Below are 20384 nucleotides of genomic sequence, written 5' to 3'. Positions count from 1 at the left end.
GGAAGCTGCGGCCGACCAGCAAATGCCACAACCAACAATGCTTCCGGACAGGGGAACGACAATGACACTTCACAAGACGATGAAAGCAGCATTCGCCGCCGCTCTGATGCTGGGCGCGGCAACCGGTATCGCACGTGCCGACGCGCTCGCCGACATCAAGTCGGCCGGCCAGATCAATGTCGGCATCTTCTCGGACTTCCCGCCCTTCTCCTCGGCCAGTGCCGACATGAGCATCAAGGGTTATGACGTCGATGTCGCCCAGCAGATCGCCGACGGCCTCGGCGTCAAGCTCAACCTGGTCAGCGTCACCGGCCAGAACCGCATTCCCTATCTCAACGACAAGCGCGTCGACATCCTGATGAGCGTCGGCTTCTCCAAGGAACGTGCCGAGGTGATCGACTTCGCCGCGGCCTACGCACCTTACTACATCGCGGTCATCGGTCCGGCTGAGCTCAAGGTTGCCGGCAAGGACGACCTTGCGGACAAGACGATCGCCGTCAACCGCGGCACGCTGGAAGATACGTCGCTGACCGAGGCAGCGCCGTCGACCGCCGCGATCCAGCGCTTCGACAACTACAATGCCGTGATCCAGGCGTTCATCTCCGGCCAGACCCAGCTGATGGTCGTCGGCAACGACGTCGGTGCGCAGGTGCTGGCCCGCCAGGAGGCGCTGAAGCCGGAACAGAAGTTCCAGCTCCTGACCTCGCCGTCGCATATCGGCCTCAACAAGAACGAGGAAGCCCTGAAGACGGCCGTCAACGACGCGGTTGCCAAGATGCTTGCCGATGGCAAGCTGAATGCCAGCTCCGTGGCCTGGCTGAAGACGCCGCTCAACCCCGAAAACCTGAAAGACTAATCAGCACTTGACGCCCACGGGGACATGCGTCTCCGTGGGTGCCTTTCGGGGAAAGGTTGCGACGATGGGTTACAGCCTCGATTTCGGGTGGCTTCGGGATGCCGCGGGCGCGATCGCCCATGGCGCTGCGATGACGCTCTTTCTGATCGCCTGCACCATGGTGCTCGGCATTCTGATCAGCATTGTCTTTGCAGCCGCCCGCCGCAGCCGTTACGGCGTGCTGCGTAAGGCGGTTGCCGTCTATGTCGAAGTGATCCGCAACACGCCGTTCCTGGTGCAGTTGTTCTTCATCTACTTCGGTCTGCCGAGCCTCGGCATCCGGCTCGATCCGATCGTCGCGGCGATCCTGGCGATGACGCTCAACATGGCGGCCTACACCACGGAGATCGTCGGTGCCGGCCTTGACGCCGTGCCGAAGGGCCAGGGCGAGGCAGCCTTTGCACTCGGGCTGAGGCCACGGCAGGTGTTCGTCAAGATCATTCTGCCGCAGGCTCTGAAGGTCATCTTTCCGGCGCTGATCAGCCAGGTGATCATCATGATGCTGGAATCGGCGGTCGTGTCGCAGATCGCCGTGCGGGAACTCGCCCATGAGGCGGACCTGCTGCAGGCGCGGACCTTCCGATCCTTCGAAACCTATTTTGTCGTCACGCTGATCTATCTCGCGTTGTCGATGATGATCCGCCGTCTGTTCGTGGCGGGCGGCCGGCGCATGCTTGGGGCGGGCGTGTCATGATCGAGTTCACCTTCTGGGACATCCTGCGCAATCTGGTATTTGCGACCCGCTGGACGCTGCTTCTATCGCTTGTCGCCTTTGCCGGTGGGGCTGCCGTCGGCCTGATGATCCTGTTTGCGCGCATATCGAAACAGAAGTGGCTGCGTCGGTTCGGCTCGGGCTACATCGCGCTGTTTCAGGGCACGCCGTTGTTGATGCAACTGTTCCTGATGTTCTTCGGTCTGCCGATGCTTGGCTTTCGCATCGAGCCATGGACCGCGGCAGCATTGGGGTTGACCTTCTATGCCAGCGCCTATCTTGCCGAGATCTGGCGCGGCGGCGTCGAAGCCCTGCCGGCCGGCCAGTGGGATGCCGGCGCCAGCCTCGGGCTGCATCGCCTGCAGGAACTGCGCCTGGTGATCCTGCCGCAGGCGTTCGCGATCACCCGGCCGCCGGCTGTCGGCTTCCTCGTCCAGCTCATCAAGAGCACGGCGCTGACGTCGATCATCGGCTTCGAGGAGCTTCTCAGAACCGCCAATGCGATCAATAATGCAACCTTCGAACCTTTCACGGTCTATGGGCTGGTCGCGGTGATCTTCTTCGTGCTGTGTTATCCGCTGACACAATATGCACGCATGCTGGAACGCAAAATGCCCGCGCACTGAGACCGAAAATGTGCAAGAAATCAAAGAGAACAGGGAACAAGGCGGATCACCGCCGAAACAAAGGAGAAAGATGATGATCACCACTTCCATCAAGCGCCGCACGCTGCTCGGCGCGGGTCTTGCCGGCGCTTCGATGCTGGCGATGCCCTCGGTACTGCGCGCCCAGGACAAGTCGCTGAAGGTCGGCGTTTACGGCGGCTATTTCAAAACCTCGTTCGACAAGAACATCTTCCCGGAATTCACCAAGGCGACGGGCATTGCGATCGAATCGATCGCCGAGCCGACCGGCGAAGCCTGGCTCGTTCAGCTGGAGCAGGCCGCACGCGCCGGCCAGGCGCCGGCCGACGTTTCGATGATGTCGCAGGTGGCGATGCTCAAGGGACAGTCGACCGAGCTGTGGACGCCGATCGACATGGCGAAGATCAAGAACAGCTCGAACCTGCTCGACCGCTTCGTCAACAAATATCCGGATGGCCGCGTTGCCGGCATCGGGGCCGTGTCCTGGTACATCACGCTGGTCACCAACACCGATGTCTACAAGGAAGCGCCGACCTCCTGGTCCGCGTTCTGGGATCCGGCAAATGCCGACAAGCTGGGCCTGCTGGCGCTGGTTTCCAACTCCTTCCTACTGGAAGTGACCGCCAAGACCTACTTCGGCGGCACCAATGCGCTTGATACCGAAGAGGGCATCCTCAAGGTCTTCGAAAAGCTCGCCGAGGTTAAGCCGAACGTCCGGCTCTGGTACCGCGACGAGGCACAGTTCGAGCAGTCGCTGAAGTCGGGTGAAATCCCGATGGGCCAGTACTATCACGACGTGACCGGCCTTGCGGCCGCCGACGGCAATCCGGTGCGCTCGACCTTCCCGAAGGAAGGCGGCATCCAGGATTCCGGTTGCTGGGCACTGTCGCGCGCCTCGCAGAAGTCCGAGGAAGCCCATGTCTTCATCGACTACATGTGCCAGCCTTCGATCCAGGCGACCCTGTCGCGCAAGGTCGGCACGTCGCCGACCGTCAAGCGCGAAGTCACCGATCTGACGGATAAGGAATTTGCAGCCGTTTCGTCTGACATCGAGCCGATCGTGCCGCGCTACGACCTTTATCAGTCCAAGTCCGATTGGCTCAACCAGAAGTGGACCGAGCTGATCGTCGGCTGATGACAAGACGTTGGCCCTCCGCTTTTTTAAAGGGGAGGGCCGGAGCTTAAACGAAAGGGGGCATCGTCTCCCTTGCCACCCCTCCCGCAGACGGGAGGGGACTATCCCGCGGAGAGACAATGTCCGGACTCGCCCTTCAAAACGTCGTCAAGGAATTCGGATCCTTCAGAGCCGTCAACAATGTCGACCTCAACGTGCCGCACGGGACGTTCGTCTGCATGCTCGGCCCGTCCGGTTGCGGCAAGACCACGCTTTTGCGCATGATCGCCGGCCTTGACCTGCCGACCGGCGGGGCGATCCAACTTGATGGCGACGACATCACCCATGTGCCGACGCACAAGCGCAATCTCGGCATGGTGTTTCAGTCGCTGGCGCTTTTCCCGCATCTGACCGTCGGCGAGAACATCGCCTACCCCTTGCGCATCCGCGGTGCGGCAAAGGAAGACCAGAAGAAGCGCGTCGACGAACTGCTGTCGATGATCCATCTGACCGGTTATGCCGACAGGCCCGTTGCCAAACTTTCAGGCGGCCAGCGCCAGCGTGTCGCGATCGCGCGCGCACTGGCGATCTCGCCCAAACTTTTCCTTCTCGATGAGCCGCTGTCGGCACTCGACGCCAAGCTGCGCGAGGCGATGCAGGTGGAATTGCGCCAGCTGCAGCAGAAGCTCGGCATCACCACCATCGTCGTTACCCACGACCAGCGCGAAGCGATGACCATGGCCGACACGGTCGTCGTGATGAACGGTGGCGAGATCCGCCAGGCCGCGTCGCCGATCGAGATCTATCGCCGCCCCGCCGACAGCTTCGTCGCCGACTTCATCGGCCAGACCAATCTTCTCGAGGTGCAGGCCGACAGTGCCGGCCGCGTCGAGGTGCTGGGGCAGCCGATTGCCGGCCTTGCATTGCCTGCAGGCGCTTCCAAGGGAACGCTGTCGGTTCGTCCTGAAGATGTGCACCTGACCGCACCCGGTGCCGGCGCACTCACTGGCAAGGTCACCTTTGTGCGCGATCTCGGCGGCACGATCGAAACCTTCGTCGACATTGCCGGCCGGCAGATCGTCGCGGTCTCGACGCCGCGCGGCCGGCCAGACGTCACCGTCGGCCAGGAGGTCGGCATTGCGCTTACCCCCGACGTTTGCGTGGTGTTGAAGAAATGAGACGCGAACCGCCCCAGACCCTTGGCGATTACGCGCCGCTCCTCTTTCCCGCGGCGATGCTGACGATCTTCTTCGTCGTGCCCTTCGGCACCATGATCGCCGTCAGCTTCTTCCAGCGCCAGCAGGGCGGCTTCTACACGCCGGCCTTCGTCTTCGACAATTATGCGCGCTTCCTCTCCGCCTTCTTCGGCGGTGTGCTCGGCTTTTCGCTGCTGCTCGCCATCACCGTGGCGATCTGCTGCGTCGTGCTGGCGCTGCCCTTTACCTACATGCTGACCCGCATGGGACGAAAGGTGCAGGTGCTCTGGCTCGTGGCGCTCCTGTCGATCCTGTCGCTGTCGGAAGTCATCATCGGCTTTGCCTGGTCGACGCTGTTCTCTCGCACGGCCGGCATTACCAACATTCTGGTGGCGCTCGGCATCATGAGCGAGGCGAAGGCACTGACCCCGAGTTTCGGCGCGGTGCTGACCGGCATGGTCTACCAGGCTTTCCCCTATACGGTGCTGGTGCTTTTCCCGGCACTTGTGCGGCTTGACCCGACCCTGACGGAGGCTGCCCGGACGCTTGGCGCATCGCCGCTCAAAGCCTTCTTCACCGTCGTCGTGCCGGCGCTCAGAAACACCATCACTGCAACGCTGATCATGGTGTTCATCTTCGCGCTCGGTTCCTACCTGCTGCCGCAGCTGCTCGGCCGGCCGCAGCATTGGACCCTGTCGGTGCTGATCACCGACCAGGCGATCTACCAGTCGAACATGCCTTTTGCCGCGGCCATGGCGGTGTTCCTGGTGCTGGTGACGCTCGGGCTCGTGGCGCTGACCGTGATTGCCGGACGCAAGGGAGAAGCGGTATGACCTCGATCTTCCGCAAGGCCTACTTCTTCCTGATCGGGCTCTTCCTGGCGCTGCCGCTGATCGTCGTTGCCGGTGTATCGGTCAATGCCAAGCAGACGCTGGCTTTCCCGCCACAGGGCTTTTCGCTGTCCTGGTACGGCGAGATCTTCCTCAATCCGGAATGGCGCAGCGCGCTTTTCGCCTCCGTCACGCTGGCGTTGCTGTCGGCGGCCCTTGCCGTTGCGATAGCGTTGCCGCTGGCCTGGTTCCTCTGGCGCCGGATCGCGCCCTGGGCCAATATCTTCCAGTTGCTCGGCGTCGCGCCCTTTACGCTGCCGCCCGTGATCACCGCGCTTGGCATGCTCACCTTCTGGGCAACGGTCGGCTTCTACGGCCAGCCCTGGACGGCGGTCGTCAGCCACGCGATCTTCTTCGTGACGCTGCCGCTGGTGACGTTGTCGCTCGGCTTCACCGCGATCGACCGATCGCTGGTCGAGGCAGCCGCGACCATGGGGGCCGATGAGCGCACGATCTTTCGCACCATCGTCCTGCCGCTGATCCTGCCCTATATCGTCTCGGGCTACGCGTTCGCCTTCGTGCTTTCGCTCAACGAATACATCGTTGCCTACATGACCGTCGGCTTCACCATGGAAACGCTGCCGATCAAGATCTTCAATGCGCTTCGCTACGGCTACACGCCGACCATGGCGTCGGTGACGATCCTGTTCGTCACTACGGCCGCCGTGATCTTCGGTCTCGTTGCCCGTTTCGGCGACCTGCCGAAGCTTTTGGGCGCCATGTCGTCGGACGGAAAATGATGAAGCTCGCCGCGCTCCAGATGCAATCGGCCTGCGGCGATGTCGCCACCAATCTCGACCGCCTTGCGCGGGCGGCGAAGGAGGCGGCTGCGAGAGAAGCGACGCTGCTGATGACGCCGGAACTCGGCCTTACCGGGTATGGCGCGGGGGGGGCGATCCGCGATCTCGCCGAGCCGGCGGATGGACTGATCGTCCGGCGCCTGGCGCAGATTTCGCGGGAAAGCGGCATCGCGCTGATCGCCGGTTTCGCCGAACTCGATGGCAACGACATCTATAACAGCGCCGTCTATGTCGATGGCGATGCGACGCCGACCGTTTACCGCAAATCGCATCTCTACGGCGACTACGAGCGGTCGCTGTTTAGGGCCGAAAAACCGTCGACACGGCTGTTCGCCCACCGTGGCGTCACCTGTGGCATGCTGATCTGCTACGATGTCGAGTTTCCTGAGAATGTGCGCAGGCTGGCATTGGCGGGTGCCGAAGCGGTGCTGGTGCCGACGGCGCTGCCGGCCGGATGGTCGGGCACCTTCATCACCGACCACATGATCCAGACGCGCGCCTTCGAGAACCAGGTCTTCGTTGCCTATATCAACCATTGCGGCTCGGACCCGATGTTCTCCTTTGCCGGCCTCTCGCGCATCGCATCGCCGGACGGACAGGTGCTGGCCAAGGGTGACGCCGGCCACGAGGCGCTGATTTTTGCCGACATCAATCCGGCGAGCTTCGCGATCTCGCGGCTGGAAAATACCTATCTCGGTGATCTCAATCGCACGTAGGCTTCTCCGGTTTGGACGATCGTGGAAACGCTCTGTCTCCTAGTTTTACGCATTTCCTGACGAAGAACTGCTTCGCGCTTTTCCTGGAAATGCTCCGAGGTTGTGCGGAGATCGTTCACTCCAGAAGAACATTGCGTTCTACATTGTCCACTTTCGCAATCGCCGTGCCGCCCCATATTGTGCTCAACAGAAAAGCCACGCATTGGAGGCAATCATGAGTTTGCAACTGACGGGTATTCACCATCTGACGGCAATCACGGCGAACGCGCCGGAGAACCTGCACTTCTACACCAAGGTTCTCGGGCTGCGCCTGGTCAAGAAAACCGTCAACCAGGACGATACAACCGCCTATCACCTGTTTTACGCCGACGGCAAAGCGAGCCCGGGAACGGACCTGACCTTCTTCGACTGGCCGGTCGGACGCGAAGGCCGCGGCACGCACAGCATCTCGCGCACCGGCCTGCGGGTCGGCAGTGCCGATAGTGTTCGCTGGTGGAAGGGTCGCCTCGACGAGATGAAGGTGACCGCCGGCGATGTGCGCGAAATCGACGGCCGCATCTCTCTCGACTTCGAAGACGGCGAAGGCCAGCGTTTCCGGTTGATCGACGACGGCGGACTTTCACCCTCGCACCCCTGGGAAAAGAGCCCGGTTCCGGCCGAGCACCAGATCAAGGGTCTTGGGGCCATCACCATCAGCGTGCCTGATATCACCAACACCGAGCTGGTGCTGACGCAGGTGATGAACATGACCGAGGCAAGACGCTATCCGTCGCCGGATGGCGAGGGCCAGGTGCATGTGTTCTCGATGGGCGAAGGTGGTCCCGCAGCCGAACTGCATGTGGCCGTTCAGCCCGGCCTGCCGCCCGCCCGCCAGGGTGCCGGCGCGGTGCATCACGTCGCCTTCCGGGCGCCGGATACAGATGCGCTGACGGCGTGGACGGAGCGCCTGCAGGGCTTCCGCCTGCCGTCGAGCGGTGAGGTCGAACGCTACTATTTCCGCTCGCTCTATTTCCGCGAGCCGAACGGCGTGCTGTTCGAGATCGCCACCGACGGGCCGGGGTTTGCCGTCGACGAACCGATGGAAACGCTTGGCGAAAGCCTGTCGCTGCCGCCGTTCCTGGAGCCGAAGCGGGCCCAGATCGAGGCACGGCTGAAGCCGCTGGAATAACGATCAAAAGCAGAAAGCCGGGGCTCGTCCCCGGCTTTTTCGGTTTTACATCCCCCTGATCCCATTGGCTTTCCCGTCGCATCGACCCATGATGGCGGCAACAAGCAGCAAAGGGTCAGATCATGGTGAAAATCCTCGGCATTTCAGGAAGCCTCAGGAAGGCGTCGTTCAACACAGGCCTGATGAAGGCTGCCGCGTCAGCCTCGCCCGATGGTGTCGAATTCGGAACCGCGACGCTGCATGGCATTCCGCTCTATGACGGCGATGTCGAGGCCAGGGACGGCATCCCCGAGGCCGTTACCGCGCTGAAACAGAAGATCATGGCAGCCGACGGCGTGATCCTGTTCACACCCGAATACAACAATTCGATGCCGGGGGTTTTCAAGAACGCGATCGATTGGTTGAGCCGGCCATCGGCCGATATCGCCAAGGTGTTTCGTGGGCGACATTTTGCGCTCGCAGGTGCGTCGCCGGGCAATTTCGGCACGATCCTCAGCCAAAACGCCTGGCTGCCGGTCATGCGTACGCTCGGCGCCGAGCTGTGGTCGGGCAAGCGGCTGATGCTGCCGCGCGCGGAAAGCCTGTTCGATCAGGACGGGCTGCTGACGGACACGGACGCGAGCGACCGTCTGCGCGCCTTCGTCAAGGCTTTCGCAGACTTTGCTGCGGCAAAGAGTGGGAATTAAGGGCTTCAGTCCTGAGGGGACACTTGTCTAGCCTCCCACGAGGTGGCGAAAGACCGAATTTTGTCATCCTCTGGCTTGACCCGAGGATCCATCTGCGCGCGCACCGTCGGTGCAACGTGGCTCAAAGCCTTGAGGCCGTGGATGCTCGGGTCAAGCCTGATGCTCGGGTCAAGCCCGAGCATGACGGAGAGAATGGAGGGTGCGCCTGCTACGCTGCCAACGCGAACTCTTCCTTCGTCCGCGAGCCCTCAGACGCTGTTTTCTGTCAGCCATTGCTGGATGGCAGCGATATCGGGAGCGCCGATTTCATGCCCCATGTCGAGATCGATGGCCGTGAGCCTGGCGCCGGTCTTCTCCAGCTCAGTTTTGAGGCGCGGCGCAAACTGGCCGTAGCCGTCGCTCTTGCCCGTCAAAAGCAGGATGTTCGTGCCGGCGAGATCGGGCGTCGGCATATCGTCGAGAACCACCATCGAGCGCATCAACACCACCTGCCGGATCAGGCCTGGATGCAAGGTCATCAGCGCGCCCAGCAGGTTGGCGCCGTTGGAATAGCCGATGAAAACGGCCTTTGAGAGATCGATACCGTAGCCATCGCGCGCGCCTTCAAGAAAGGCCGCAAAGGCGTCGGCCTCCGAGCGCGCATCCCTCTGGTCGAAGGTGGTCGAGGAATAGCGCCGGAACCAGCGCGGCGAGCCTTCTTCGGTGGAGCGACCGCGAACGCCGAGCAGCGTGGCGTCGTGATCCACCTGATGGGCGAGGTGCAGAAGCTGCGTCTCGTTGCCGCCGCTGCCGTGCAGGAGCACGAAGGTGCGGTCGTCGGGCGTCTCCGGATGATAGAAGCGATGAACGAAGGGCAGGTCCCGCTCCGCCAGGCGCGGCTCCCCCGGCAGCGCGAACTGCGGCAAGCTGACCAGCGTTTCCGCAGTGCGGTCGGCAAAATGGGCGGGGATGAACAGCTCCGTGCCGAGCGTCTCCTTCGGCTCGTCGACGGTGAAGCCGGGCTTGTCGGTTGCAAACTCGTAGAGCGAGCCGCCGGGTTCGCGGACATAAAGCGAATAGAAGTATTTGCGGTCGTGGGCGTTGATGACGCCGGCATCGTCACGTTTGAGGTCGTCGCGGACCTTCAGAACGGTTTCCTTGTCCGGGGCGCGAAAGGCGATATGGTCGATCGTGCCGGTGCCGGGTGCCGATGTCCAGAAACCGGTGGCGTCGCGCACGTCGATGATGTCGCCCGATTGCGAGGTGAAGCGGCGGATCGTGTCGGTGGCGCCGGTTTCGCTATAGCCGAAGTGCTCCGCGAGAAAACGGGCGGAGTCGGCCGGCTGCTCCGTCAGGATCGTCGCTCCGCGCAGGCGCCGGATCGCGTCTGCCTGGGGAATGTCGCGCGTGCTCCATGGTGCCGCTGCCGAAAGCGCATTGGTTCCCACGAGCTTGACGATGACGCCGTCGGGATCCTTGAGCCGCAGCACCGGTTCGCCGAATTCCTGGGCAGGACCGGAAATCTTGATGTTGTACTGGAGCGCCCGCGTCAGCCAGAAGCCGATGCTTTCCGGCGCGATGGCAAAGGCGATCTCGCTTGGCTGGCCGTGGCCAACGCGGCCGGGTGCGCCGTCCTCCCACATCAGGAAGGTCACAAGCGAGCCGGGGGAGCCCTCAGCGTCGCCGTAGAAGAGATGGAGCTGGGTGGCATCCTCGTAGCCGCCGGTTCGCTTTACCAGGCGCAGGCCGAGGAAGCCGACGTAGAAATCGACGTTCGCTTGCACCTTGCGAGCAATCAGCGTGATGTGGTGGATGCCGCTCGTCATTTTTCGTCTCCCGAGATGATGCGCTCACAAACCACATGCGGATCGCTGGCGCCAGAACCGCGGCGGAGAACGCTGTGTTCACGTGGGCGGAAAAGTCAGCTCCGCTCCTTGGCGAGGAAGGCCTTGAAGGCGTCGGCATAATCCGGGTGCCAGCGCGACAGCGGCGGCCGGTTCTCGACGATGTCGCCGGCTGCCCACAGAATACGTTTCTCGTCAGTCGACCGGATCACGTCGTTGTCCGGGCAGAGGATGTAGAAGTCGCCGCGCTCAAGGCTTTCCATCATGAAGTCTACTGTCTGATCCGGCGTCCAGGCGCCTTCCGGTTTTTCCGTGCGGCCACTTGCGGTCAGCGACGTGTAGACGAAGCCGGGGATGAGCAGATGGGCGTGGACCTGGCCGCCGGCGATGTTGCGCAATTCATGTTCCAGCGCCTCGGTGAACGCCTTCACGCCGGCTTTTGAAACATTGTAGGCGGGGTCGCCGGGAGGCGTGGTGATGCCCTGCTTCGAGCCGGTGTTGATGATGACGCCCGGCTGGCCATGGGCGGTCATGTGCGAGGCGAAGACGCGTGAACCGTTGATGACGCCCCAGAGATTGACGGCGAGTACCGCCTCCCAGTTTGCCTGCGGGCCGAATATCGCGCTGCCGGGCTGAATGCCGGCATTGTTCATCAGCACATGGACTGGCCCGAAGCGCGCGCGGGCGTCGCGCTCCAGCGCTTCGATCTCTTCAAGGCGAGAAACGTCCGCCGGGATGGCTGCAACATAGTCCGTGCCCTGCGACGACAACTCTGCGACCTCGGCTGCAGCTCGCGTCAGGCGCTCGTCGTCGAGATCGGCGAGTACGACACGCATGCCGAGCCGCGCGAAACGGCGGGCGCTGGCAAGGCCGATGCCGGAAGCGGCGCCGGTGACGACGGCAAGGTGATCGGGGGCAAAGGCGGGGTGAGACATGGCGGAAGCTCCAGCGGTCAGGATCGAACGCAAGAGATAGGGCGCAAGGAGGCGCCTGTCCATCACTGTGGTCCGTTGCGCCTAGCGTTGAAGCGCCTGAAATCTATCCGTTTTCAGCACGCCAAACCTTGTCACCCCGACCGGGCACACTAGTTCCGATAAGAACCATCGGTAGCCAGAGTGGCCTGCCGCAACAGGTATCGGATGGATTGATGGCAGGAACGGCAACCCGCAACGACAAACGCATCCCATGCGAAAGCTGTCCCTTGCGCAAGCTCGATCATTTCCGGGCATTCACCGCGGACGAGCTGGCCTTCGTCTCACAGTTCAAGACAGGGGAACTCGCAGTCGACGGCGGGGCGACGATCCTGGTGGAAGGCGCACACAGCGCCTATCTCTTTACCGTGCTGAGCGGTTGGGGATTTCGCTACAAGATGCTCGACGACGGGCGCCGGCAGATCCTCAACTACATCATGCCCGGCGATCTCGTTGGACTACAGGGCAGCCTCATGGGGGAGATGCAGCATTCGATCGAGGCCCTCTCGCCTGTCACGCTCTGCGTCTTCGAACGCGGCAAGCTCAATCGGCTCTATAGCAGCTATCCTGATCTCGCCTATGACCTGACCTGGATCGCCGCGCGCGAAGAGCGCATCCTCGACGAGAACCTCTTGAGCATCGGCCGCCGGTCGGCGCTGGAACGTGCCGCCTATCTCATCGCCTTTCTCTATCAGCGTGCCAAGGCGTTGGACCTCTTCAACGGCAGCCGCGTGGCGATCCCGATTACGCAGCAGCACGTGGCCGATACGCTCGGCCTCTCGATCGTCCATACCAACAAGACACTGAAGAAGCTGGCCGAGCGTGGCATGATCCGCTGGGCGGACAAGGGCTGCAACGTTCGCGATATCGACGGCCTGCTGACGATCGCCGGCTGGGAAGGTTTCAGCGAGGCCAAGCGGCCGCTGATCTGACGCTTCGGTCTGGACTGATATGCAAGAAGCCCCGCCGGACGGCGGGGCTCGGTGACACCGTTCATCGGTCGTCAGGCGGCGACGATCGCTCTCAACATCCACAGCGCCTTCTCATGGAAATTGAGCCGGTCGGTCAGCATGTCCGTCGTCACCAGGTCGCCGTTGTCGTCGGCCTTGGTGCCGGCGTCGCGCATGCGTCGGGCCGCAGCCTCGTGGTCGGCAATGAGGTCGGCGACCATCTCGGCGGCGGTCGTGTGGTTCACCGAGGCGCTGGTCGGCGCAAACTGATTGGCCTCGCCAAGCTTTGCCGGCGCCAGGTGCCCCAGCGCGCGGATGCGCTCGGCGATGATGTCGGTGGCCTTGAACAGTGTGTTGTAGTGTTCCTCGGTCAGTTCATGCAGCGGCTTGAACAGCGGACCGACGACATTCCAGTGATAGATGTGGCTCTTGATGACAAGCTTGTACGTGTCGGCGAGAATGTCGGAGAGCGCGGCCGCCATCTGCTGGCGATAGGCCTTCTTCAGCCCGATGTCGAATTCCTCGTCCTTGACCTTCGGTTTCAGCACGGAGGCTGCCTGTGCCATGATCTTTCTCCAATCCGTTTCGGAAATTCATCCTGAGTATCGAGACGCGGCCGCGAATGCAGCTTTCAGCCGGCGATGCGCCGCTTCCTATTGAACGCCCCCCAGCGCGCCTTGTTCCTTCGCTGGCGCGGGTAGAGATGCGACAAAATCGCTGGGGGTGCCCGACATGTCTTTTTTAAATGCCGGGTGGGTTCGCGGGGTCTATAGATCAAGGTTGAATGCGGCGACCGCTTCTGCGGCCGGCGCATGGTTCTCGCGAAAGGTGGACCGAATGCCAACGATCGAGATTCCACCGTCGATCAGAACAGTGCTCGTTCTGGAAGACAATTTCATCATCGCGATGGATGCCGAAGAAATCCTGAAATCGATGGGTATCAGCGATGTCCAGATCGCCGCCAACGCCGATCAGGCGATGAAGCTGATTGCCGCCCAGTCGTTCGATTTCATCATCCTCGACGTCAATCTCGAGGATGAGACCAGCTTTGCGGTAGCGGATGCGATCCTCGCCCGCGGCTTGTGTTTCGGCTTTACCAGCGGCTACGGCGACGCGGAGATCTTCCCGGCGCATCTGCGGGGTATCCCAAGGATCGACAAGCCATTCAACGAGAGTTCGATCGGCAACCTGATCGCCACGGCCACCAGGCGGTGAGGCGGCTAGAGCCGTAGCCTCGGTCTCTTAATCTCGCCGGGTTCTGCATCAAGCCACCGGCTGAGAGCGGCGGTGGCGATGGTGAAATGACATCGCGTGGCGGCGAGGCGTTACCGGTCTCACGTCCATATCGTAATGACGCTCGTTCTGGCCGATTCCGGCCTCAGGTCTTGCCGCGGGAGACGAACCAGGGATTGGCAAAATCGCTGTCGCTCGTCTGATTGCGTTTGCCATAGGTGAGCGGCGTGCCTTCCATCGTCAGCGTCTCGCCGCCGGCCGCGCGCAGGATGGCATCGCCGGCGGCCGTGTCCCACTCCATCGTACGGCTGAAGCGCGGGTAGACGTCGGCAAGGCCGTCGGCCAGCAGGCAGAACTTGAGCGAGGAGCCGACGGCCTCGTAGTCGGTGATCCCATGTTCGGCGAGATAGGCAACGGTCTCGGCACTGTTGTGCGAGCGGCTCGCAAGCGCCACCAGCCGATCGCCGCGACTGCGACAGCCGATCACGGTTTCAGGTCCGACGTGAAAGGCTTCGGAGACCACTGCTTTCAGTGCCTTGCCGCCGGCGGCGGCGTAGAGGATGCCGAGTGCCGGAGCGTAGACGACGCCGGCAACTGGCGCGCCGTTTTCGATCAACGCGATGTTGACGGTGAAGTCGTTGTGGCGGCCGATGAATTCCTTGGTGCCGTCGAGCGGGTCGACGAGAAAGAATGACTTGCCTGAGATGTCGGGGATGGAGCCGGCCGCGACCGATTCCTCAGCCACGACGGGAATGTCAGGAAAGGCGGCGGCAAGATCGGCCAGGATGATGCGCTCCGCACACGCGTCGGCGTCCGTCACGGGCGAACAGTCGGGCTTGTAGGTCACTGCCGGGCCGGCGTTGTAGATGTCGAGGATGGCGCGCCCGGCGGCGATCGCGGATTTTTGCAGAATGTCGAGCATTGCCTGTCGTCTTTCGGGCCTTTGTCGGGCCATACCACACTCAACGACAGAAGTTGCCCATAGTTTTAGACGGTTCCTACGAAATGTCGTGTCGCAGGCGCCGGTTACGCGAGTTTTCGTGCCTTGCGGCAAATGGCCGGCTTGATTTTTGCAGCTGCGAGAAGCTTGCATCTTTGCTCCTCGCGCCGGCTGTGCAAATGTGCCGACGCAACTGAACTGGATGACTTCATGCGTTATTCCGCATACTCGATCGTCAGGAACGCCCTTTCCGGAAACCTGAACTGGAAACCGCAATGGCGACAGCCTCAGCCGAAATCCCATTATGACGTAATCATTGTCGGTGGCGGCGGCCATGGTCTTGCGACCGCCTACTATCTCGCCAAGGAATTCGGCGTGAAGAACGTCGCGGTGCTCGAAAAGGGCTATCTCGGATCGGGCAATGTCGGCCGCAACACCACGATCGTGCGCTCCAATTACATGCTGCCCGGCAACGAACCCTTCTACGAATTCTCGATGAAGCTCTGGGAAGGGCTTGAGCAGGACCTGAACTACAACGTCATGCTCTCCCAGCGCGGCGTCATCATGCTTTACCACAGCGACGCCCAGCGCGACGCCTATGTCAGGCGCGGCAACGCGATGTGGATGGAAGGGGTTGCGGCCGAGTTGATCGAGCGCGAACAACTGAAGAAGATGATCCCCTTCCTCAATTATGATCATGCGCGCTACCCGATCCTCGGGGGCCTCCTGCAGCGGCGCGCGGGCACCGCCCGCCATGACGCCGTCGCCTGGGGTTATGCGCGCGGGGCGGACCAGCACGGCGTCGACATCATCGAGCATTGCGAGGTGACCGGCATTCGCCGCGAGAATGGCGTCGTCACCGGGGTGGAAACGTCAAAGGGCTTCATCGGTTGCGGCAAGCTGGCGCTGGCAGCGGCCGGCAACTCCTCGCGCGTCGGCGAGATGGCCGACCTGAAGCTGCCGCTCGAAAGCCACGTGCTGCAGGCCTTCGTGACCGAGGGGCTGAAGCCGTGCATCGATCACGTGATCGTCTATGGCGGCGGACACTTCTATATCTCGCAGTCGGACAAGGGCGGACTGGTCTTCGGCGCCGAGATCGACGGTTACTCCTCCTATGCCCAGCGCGGTAATCTAGCGACGGCCGAACATGTGATGGAGGAGGGGGTGTCGATGATCCCCGGCCTGTCGCGCGTCCGGGTGCTGCGCGCCTGGGGCGGTGTCATGGACATGAGCATGGATGGATCGCCGATCATCGACCGCACCTCGATCGACAACCTCTACCTCAATTGCGGTTGGTGCTACGGCGGCTTCAAGGCGACGCCGGCCTCGGGCTACTGTTTCGCGCATCTCATCGCCAGGAACGACACCCACCCGGTGGCGCGCGCCCTGCGGCTCGATCGTTTCGCGCGGGGCTATGCGGTCGACGAGGCAGGGGCCGGGCCGCAGCCCAATCTTCACTAGAGCATCCCGCTTTCAAGTGGAATCACTGAAAGCGGATAAGATGCTCTAGAATCAAAGTGCTAGAGCGTCCTTTGTGCGTTCATCTGAACGCACGGCGCTCTAGATCGGCGCGAGCCGGATGACGACCATCCGGCTGACCAGGAATATTGAGGGAGCTGTGTTGAGGCTCCAGGATACGGAAGACAATGGCAAGCCTGATCACCTGTCCCCATTGCGGGGTCCGCCCGAAGGAAGAGTTCGCAATCCGTGGCGATGCGTCGGTCATTCGGCCGGCGCCTTCAGCCTCGGATGAAGCCTGGCATGACTATGTCTATGTGCGCGCCAACCCACGCGGCCGAACGGTAGAACATTGGCATCATGTTGCCGGCTGTCGCCGGTTCCTGGTTGTCGAACGCGACACGGTCACCCATGAGGTCTATTCGGCTGTCGACGGTGCGGCCGCGGCGCGTGAGGCGCAGCGATGACCGCTTATCGCCTGTCCGCCGGCGGTCTTGTCGATCGCAGCAAAGTGCTGAGCTTCACCTTCGACGGCAACCCGCTGCGCGGCTTTGCCGGCGATACGCTTGCCTCTGCCTTGCTTGCCAACGACCAGATGCTGGTCGGCCGCAGCTTCAAGTACCACCGGCCGCGCGGCATCGTCAGTGCCGGGCCGTCGGAGCCGAACGCGCTCGTGACCCTTGGTTCGGGCGCCCGCAGCGATCCGAATACCAAGGCGACGGTCGCCGAGCTCTATGCCGGCTTGACGGCGAAGAGCCAGAACCGCTGGCCATCGCTCGGGTTCGATGTCTGCGCGGTCAACGGCCTGCTTTCGCCGTTTCTCGGCGCCGGCTTCTACTACAAGACCTTCATGTGGCCCCGCCAGCTCTGGGAAAAGCTTTATGAGCCGGTGATCCGGCGGGCCGCCGGTCTCGGGCGGGCGGTGCTGGAACGCGACCCCGAGAGCTATGAAAAATCCTGGGCCTTCTGCGATTTGCTCGTCGTCGGCGGCGGACCGGCGGGTCTGATGGCCGCCTTGACGGCCGGTCGCGCCGGGCTTCGCGTTATCCTGGCGGATGAGGATTTTCGCCTCGGCGGATCGCTGCTGTCGGAAACCGAAACGGTTGACGGTGCGTCGGCGCCCGCGTTTGCAGATCGTGCCGTCGCTGAACTGAAGTCACTCGAAAACGTCACGCTTCTGCCGCGCACCACGGTCTTCGGCTGGTATGACGACAATGTCTTCGGTGCGGTCGAGCGCGTGCAGAAACATGTGGCCGAGCCATCGACCAAGCTGCCGACCGAACGCGTGTGGCGCATTGCCGCCAAGCGCGCTCTGCTGGCGACCGGCGCTGAAGAGCGGCCGCTGGTGTTTGGCGGCAATGATCGCCCCGGCGTGATGATGGCCGGCGCCGTTTCGACCTACGCTAAGCGTTATGGCGTTTCTGCCGGCAAGTCGGTTGCAATCTTCACCAGCGGCAGCAGCGGCTATCGCACGGCTCGCGACCTGTCGGCGAAGGGCGTTGCGGTTTCGACTATCATCGACAGCCGACCGGAGACCAACGATGTCGCACCCGATGGCGTGCGGGTGATCCGCTCCGGCTCGATCGTCGACACCAGGGGCAGGAGGCGGCTGTCGGGCATCGTCGTCGAGCGCTCGGGCTTTGAGGAACTGATCGCCTGCGATGCGCTTGGCATGTCCGGTGGTTGGAGCCCGGTCATTCATCTCGCCTGCCAGCGCGGCGCTCGGCCGGTGTGGTCGGATACCCTTAAGGCATTCGCAGCACCCGATGTCGGCAATGCCCTTCGGGTCGCTGGAGCGGCCAATGGTGTCTACACGCTTGCCGGCTGCCTGCGCGACGGTGCCGAGAAGGCGACTGCGATTGCCTCAGAGCTTGGCTTCAACGCGGCCGCAGCACTGCTGCCGGTGACTGAGCCCGAGGTTGAACCTTCGTTTGCTGCTGTATGGTATGTGCCCGGCGCCAAGTCGAAGGCCTTCGTGGATTTCCAGAACGATGTGCACGCGAAGGATCTCGGTCTCGCGCTGCGCGAGGGTTTCGGCCATGTGGAGCACGCCAAACGCTATACCACCAGCGGCATGGCGACCGACCAGGGCAAGCTTTCCAATATCAATGCGGTCGGCATTCTCGCCGGCATGCGTGGGGTGAGTCCGGCCGAGGTCGGCACGACCACGTTCCGGCCGTTCTACACGCCGGTCTCCTTCGGTGCGCTGGCGGGGACATCCCGCGACAGCCACGCGACGCCGACCCGCAAGTCGCCGCTACACGAATGGGCGAAGAAGCACGGCGCGACCTTCGTCGATTCCGGCCTCTGGTTCCGCTCGGCCTGGTTCCCGCGCGCCGGCGAAAAGACCTGGCGCGAAAGCGTCGACCGCGAGGTCCTCAATGTTCGCGCCAATGTCGGGCTCTGCGATGTGTCGACGCTCGGCAAGATCGAGGTTTTCGGAGCTGACGCGGCGGAGTTTCTCAACCGGCTCTATTGCAACGCCATGCTGAAGCTGCCGGTCGGCAAGGCCCGTTACGGATTGATGCTGCGCGAGGACGGCTTCGTCTTCGACGACGGCACCGTGAGCCGGCTGGCGGAGGACCACTTCTTCGTGACGACGACCACTGCCATGGCCGGCGCGGTCATGTCCCACATCGATTATTGCGCGCAGGTGCTGTGGCCCGATCTCAAGGTCAGGTTCTGCTCGTCAAGCGATCAGTGGGCGCAGATGGCGATTGCCGGCCCGAAGGCGCGCGATGTGCTGCAGCAACTGGTCGACGAGGATATCTCGGAAACGGCTTTCCCGTTCCTGTCGGCACGCGCAACGGCGCTTCGCGGCGGCATCCACGCCCGGCTGTTCCGCATCTCATTTTCCGGCGAATTGGCCTTCGAACTTGCCGTTCCCGCCGGTTACGGTGAAGCGGTTGCCGAGCAGATCATGGAGGCCGGGCGAGCGCATGATATCTGCGCCTACGGTGTCGAGGCATTGAACGTGCTGCGGCTTGAAAAGGGGCTTCTGACTCATGCGGAATTCGACGGCCGCGTGACACCCGACGATGCCGGGCTTGGGCGCATGTTTTCGGCGCAGAAACCCGATTTTATCGGCAAACATCTGTCCGCACGCTACGGCCTGACGGCGGCAGACCGTATGCAGCTTGTCGGGCTGAGGCCGGTGGACAAGGACAAGGACATGCGTGCCGGCGCTCATCTTCTGAAAGAAGGCATGAAGCCGTCGACGCTCAACGATCAGGGCTGGGTCAGCTCCGCCGGCTATTCGCCGGTTTTGGGGCAGCACATCGCGCTTGCCTTCCTCAAGTCCGGGCGCGAGCGCTACGGCGAAAAGATCGTCGTCTGGGACAAGCTGCGCGATCACGAGGTCATCGCCGAGGTCTGCGACCCGGCGTTCGTCGATCCCGAAAACAAGAAGCTGAAAGCCTGAGGAGGCGGTGATGGTTCGCGACTACAACAACCGCCATGCGCTCGACCAGAAGCTGCGCGGCACCCCGAAGCCCGCGAATGCGGATCACCTCGAGGTCGGCCATTGGCAGGCAATCGCGACTGTGCTCGCCCATGTCGGACTTGAAGCGGCGGTACAACGGGCGCTTTCGTCGACACCCGACCTGTCGTTGCGTTATTGCGGACCCGGCGAGTGGCTGGTGGTGTCGCAGGTCGATACGCCAGTCGGGCTCATGCGCCGTCTCGATATGCTGTGTGGCACGCAGGCGCATGTCGTCGACCAGAGCGACGGCCGCGTTCTGTTGCGCCTCTCCGGGCCGTCCGTGCGGCAGATCCTGGCCAAGGGCATCGGCGTCGATCTCCACCCTGCGGCCTTCGCACTGGGTGGCAGCACCAATGTGCTTTGCGGCCATATCGGCATCAACCTGGCGCGCACCGGCGAGAACGCATTCGAGTTGATCGTTTCGCGCAGCTTTGCCGAATCGCTCTTCGACGACCTGATGGCGATGGGCCGCGCGTTCGACCTTTCGGCCGCTTTTTCCGACTAAAATCAAATGCGGCATCGAATGCCGCATTTGGGTCGCCAACCCGCCAGCAGATGGCGGAAACGGACAAGCGTTCTTCGCAGCCACGTCTTTAACGCGGCCATCTTTCTGACTAGGCTTTGCCCTGCTCGCCGCACGCTGTTCCCGTGCCTGAACAGACCGGGTGGGCGGTAGTCGTGCCTGACCCTTTCTTCCTGAAAACTGA

20 protein-coding genes are annotated in these 20384 nt (G+C 62.6%); 16 read left to right on the top strand and 4 right to left on the bottom strand.

Translation table 11 applies throughout. From position 1 onward, the window contains the following. Positions 1-61 precede the first annotated feature (61 nt). From C6558_RS30425 to C6558_RS30380, 10 genes are all read left to right on the top strand, one after another. Entirely contained in the window at positions 62-856 is a 795-nt protein-coding gene (locus C6558_RS30425; RefSeq protein ID WP_057216147.1) for a transporter substrate-binding domain-containing protein, read from the top strand. A gap of 64 nt (positions 857-920) precedes the next feature. Then, positions 921-1589 (top strand): amino acid ABC transporter permease, encoded by a 669-nt coding sequence (locus tag C6558_RS30420; protein WP_025428167.1) that lies wholly within the window; start codon positions 921-923, stop codon positions 1587-1589. Continuing rightward, entirely contained in the window at positions 1586-2233 is a 648-nt protein-coding gene (locus tag C6558_RS30415; RefSeq protein ID WP_025428166.1) for an amino acid ABC transporter permease, read from the top strand. The genes C6558_RS30420 and C6558_RS30415 overlap by 4 nt, the downstream gene beginning before the upstream one ends. A gap of 73 nt (positions 2234-2306) precedes the next feature. Continuing rightward, positions 2307-3386, top strand: a complete 1080-nt coding sequence (locus tag C6558_RS30410) for a PotD/PotF family extracellular solute-binding protein (RefSeq protein WP_025428165.1) — start codon at positions 2307-2309, stop codon at positions 3384-3386. 119 nt (positions 3387-3505) lie between these two features. Then, on the top strand, positions 3506-4543 hold the full coding sequence (locus C6558_RS30405; RefSeq protein WP_025428164.1) for an ABC transporter ATP-binding protein: 1038 nt from the start codon (positions 3506-3508) through the stop codon (positions 4541-4543). After that, the gene (locus tag C6558_RS30400; protein WP_025428163.1) at positions 4540-5394 is read left to right on the top strand and encodes an ABC transporter permease; all 855 of its coding nucleotides are present in this window, start codon (positions 4540-4542) and stop codon (positions 5392-5394) included. Before C6558_RS30405 ends, C6558_RS30400 begins: the two co-directional genes overlap by 4 nt. After that, positions 5391-6191, top strand: a complete 801-nt coding sequence (locus tag C6558_RS30395; protein ID WP_025428162.1) for an ABC transporter permease — start codon at positions 5391-5393, stop codon at positions 6189-6191. The genes C6558_RS30400 and C6558_RS30395 overlap by 4 nt, the downstream gene beginning before the upstream one ends. Further along, positions 6188-6967, top strand: coding sequence for a carbon-nitrogen hydrolase family protein (locus C6558_RS30390; RefSeq protein WP_025428161.1), 780 nt, complete (start codon positions 6188-6190; stop codon positions 6965-6967). The genes C6558_RS30395 and C6558_RS30390 overlap by 4 nt, the downstream gene beginning before the upstream one ends. A gap of 214 nt (positions 6968-7181) precedes the next feature. Beyond that, a complete protein-coding gene (locus tag C6558_RS30385; RefSeq protein ID WP_057216142.1) occupies positions 7182-8135 on the top strand; it encodes a ring-cleaving dioxygenase in 954 nt (317 codons plus the stop codon). Between the two features lie 122 nt (positions 8136-8257). Next, complete coding sequence (locus C6558_RS30380) at positions 8258-8821, top strand: NADPH-dependent FMN reductase (RefSeq protein ID WP_025428159.1); 564 nt, start codon at positions 8258-8260, stop codon at positions 8819-8821. 248 nt (positions 8822-9069) lie between these two features. Here C6558_RS30380 and C6558_RS30375 read toward each other — a convergent pair whose 3' ends face one another. Then, entirely contained in the window at positions 9070-10626 is a 1557-nt protein-coding gene (locus tag C6558_RS30375) for a VOC family protein (protein WP_025428158.1), read from the bottom strand. Between the two features lie 95 nt (positions 10627-10721). Next, complete coding sequence (locus C6558_RS30370; protein WP_057216160.1) at positions 10722-11579, bottom strand: SDR family NAD(P)-dependent oxidoreductase; 858 nt, start codon at positions 11577-11579, stop codon at positions 10722-10724. Between the two features lie 212 nt (positions 11580-11791). On the opposite strand from C6558_RS30370, the gene C6558_RS30365 reads away from it, so the two are divergent. Further along, on the top strand, positions 11792-12547 hold the full coding sequence (locus tag C6558_RS30365) for a Crp/Fnr family transcriptional regulator (RefSeq protein ID WP_025428156.1): 756 nt from the start codon (positions 11792-11794) through the stop codon (positions 12545-12547). Between the two features lie 71 nt (positions 12548-12618). Here C6558_RS30365 and C6558_RS30360 read toward each other — a convergent pair whose 3' ends face one another. Next, the gene (locus C6558_RS30360) at positions 12619-13131 is read right to left on the bottom strand and encodes a Dps family protein (RefSeq protein ID WP_025428155.1); all 513 of its coding nucleotides are present in this window, start codon (positions 13129-13131) and stop codon (positions 12619-12621) included. Between the two features lie 271 nt (positions 13132-13402). Here C6558_RS30360 and C6558_RS30355 point away from each other — a divergent pair, with 271 nt between their 5' ends. Beyond that, complete coding sequence (locus C6558_RS30355) at positions 13403-13780, top strand: response regulator (RefSeq protein WP_025428154.1); 378 nt, start codon at positions 13403-13405, stop codon at positions 13778-13780. Between the two features lie 163 nt (positions 13781-13943). Here C6558_RS30355 and cysQ read toward each other — a convergent pair whose 3' ends face one another. Beyond that, positions 13944-14720 carry a 3'(2'),5'-bisphosphate nucleotidase CysQ gene (gene cysQ, locus C6558_RS30350; RefSeq protein WP_025428153.1) on the bottom strand — a complete coding sequence of 259 codons (777 nt, stop codon included), beginning with the start codon at positions 14718-14720 and terminating at the stop codon, positions 13944-13946. A 228-nt stretch (positions 14721-14948) separates the two neighbouring features. Here cysQ and C6558_RS30345 point away from each other — a divergent pair, with 228 nt between their 5' ends. The 4 genes from C6558_RS30345 to C6558_RS30330 all read left to right on the top strand — a co-directional run bounded on the left by C6558_RS30345 (position 14949) and on the right by C6558_RS30330 (position 20182). Continuing rightward, on the top strand, positions 14949-16199 hold the full coding sequence (locus tag C6558_RS30345) for a sarcosine oxidase subunit beta family protein (protein ID WP_025428152.1): 1251 nt from the start codon (positions 14949-14951) through the stop codon (positions 16197-16199). Between the two features lie 185 nt (positions 16200-16384). Beyond that, on the top strand, positions 16385-16663 hold the full coding sequence (locus C6558_RS30340; RefSeq protein WP_025428151.1) for a sarcosine oxidase subunit delta: 279 nt from the start codon (positions 16385-16387) through the stop codon (positions 16661-16663). Next, complete coding sequence (locus C6558_RS30335; RefSeq protein WP_025428150.1) at positions 16660-19617, top strand: sarcosine oxidase subunit alpha family protein; 2958 nt, start codon at positions 16660-16662, stop codon at positions 19615-19617. Before C6558_RS30340 ends, C6558_RS30335 begins: the two co-directional genes overlap by 4 nt. 10 nt (positions 19618-19627) lie before the next feature. Further along, positions 19628-20182: a sarcosine oxidase subunit gamma gene (locus tag C6558_RS30330; RefSeq protein ID WP_025428149.1), complete on the top strand. Its 555-nt coding sequence runs from the start codon at positions 19628-19630 to the stop codon at positions 20180-20182. The last annotated feature ends 202 nt before the right edge of the window (positions 20183-20384 follow it).

Origin of the sequence: Ensifer sp. NM-2 (assembly GCF_003024455.1) — a bacterium.
GTDB lineage: Bacteria > Pseudomonadota > Alphaproteobacteria > Rhizobiales > Rhizobiaceae > Ensifer > Ensifer canadensis.
Note: the sequence above shows the minus strand (reverse complement) of the source record. Positions and strands in the feature narration are given on the sequence as shown.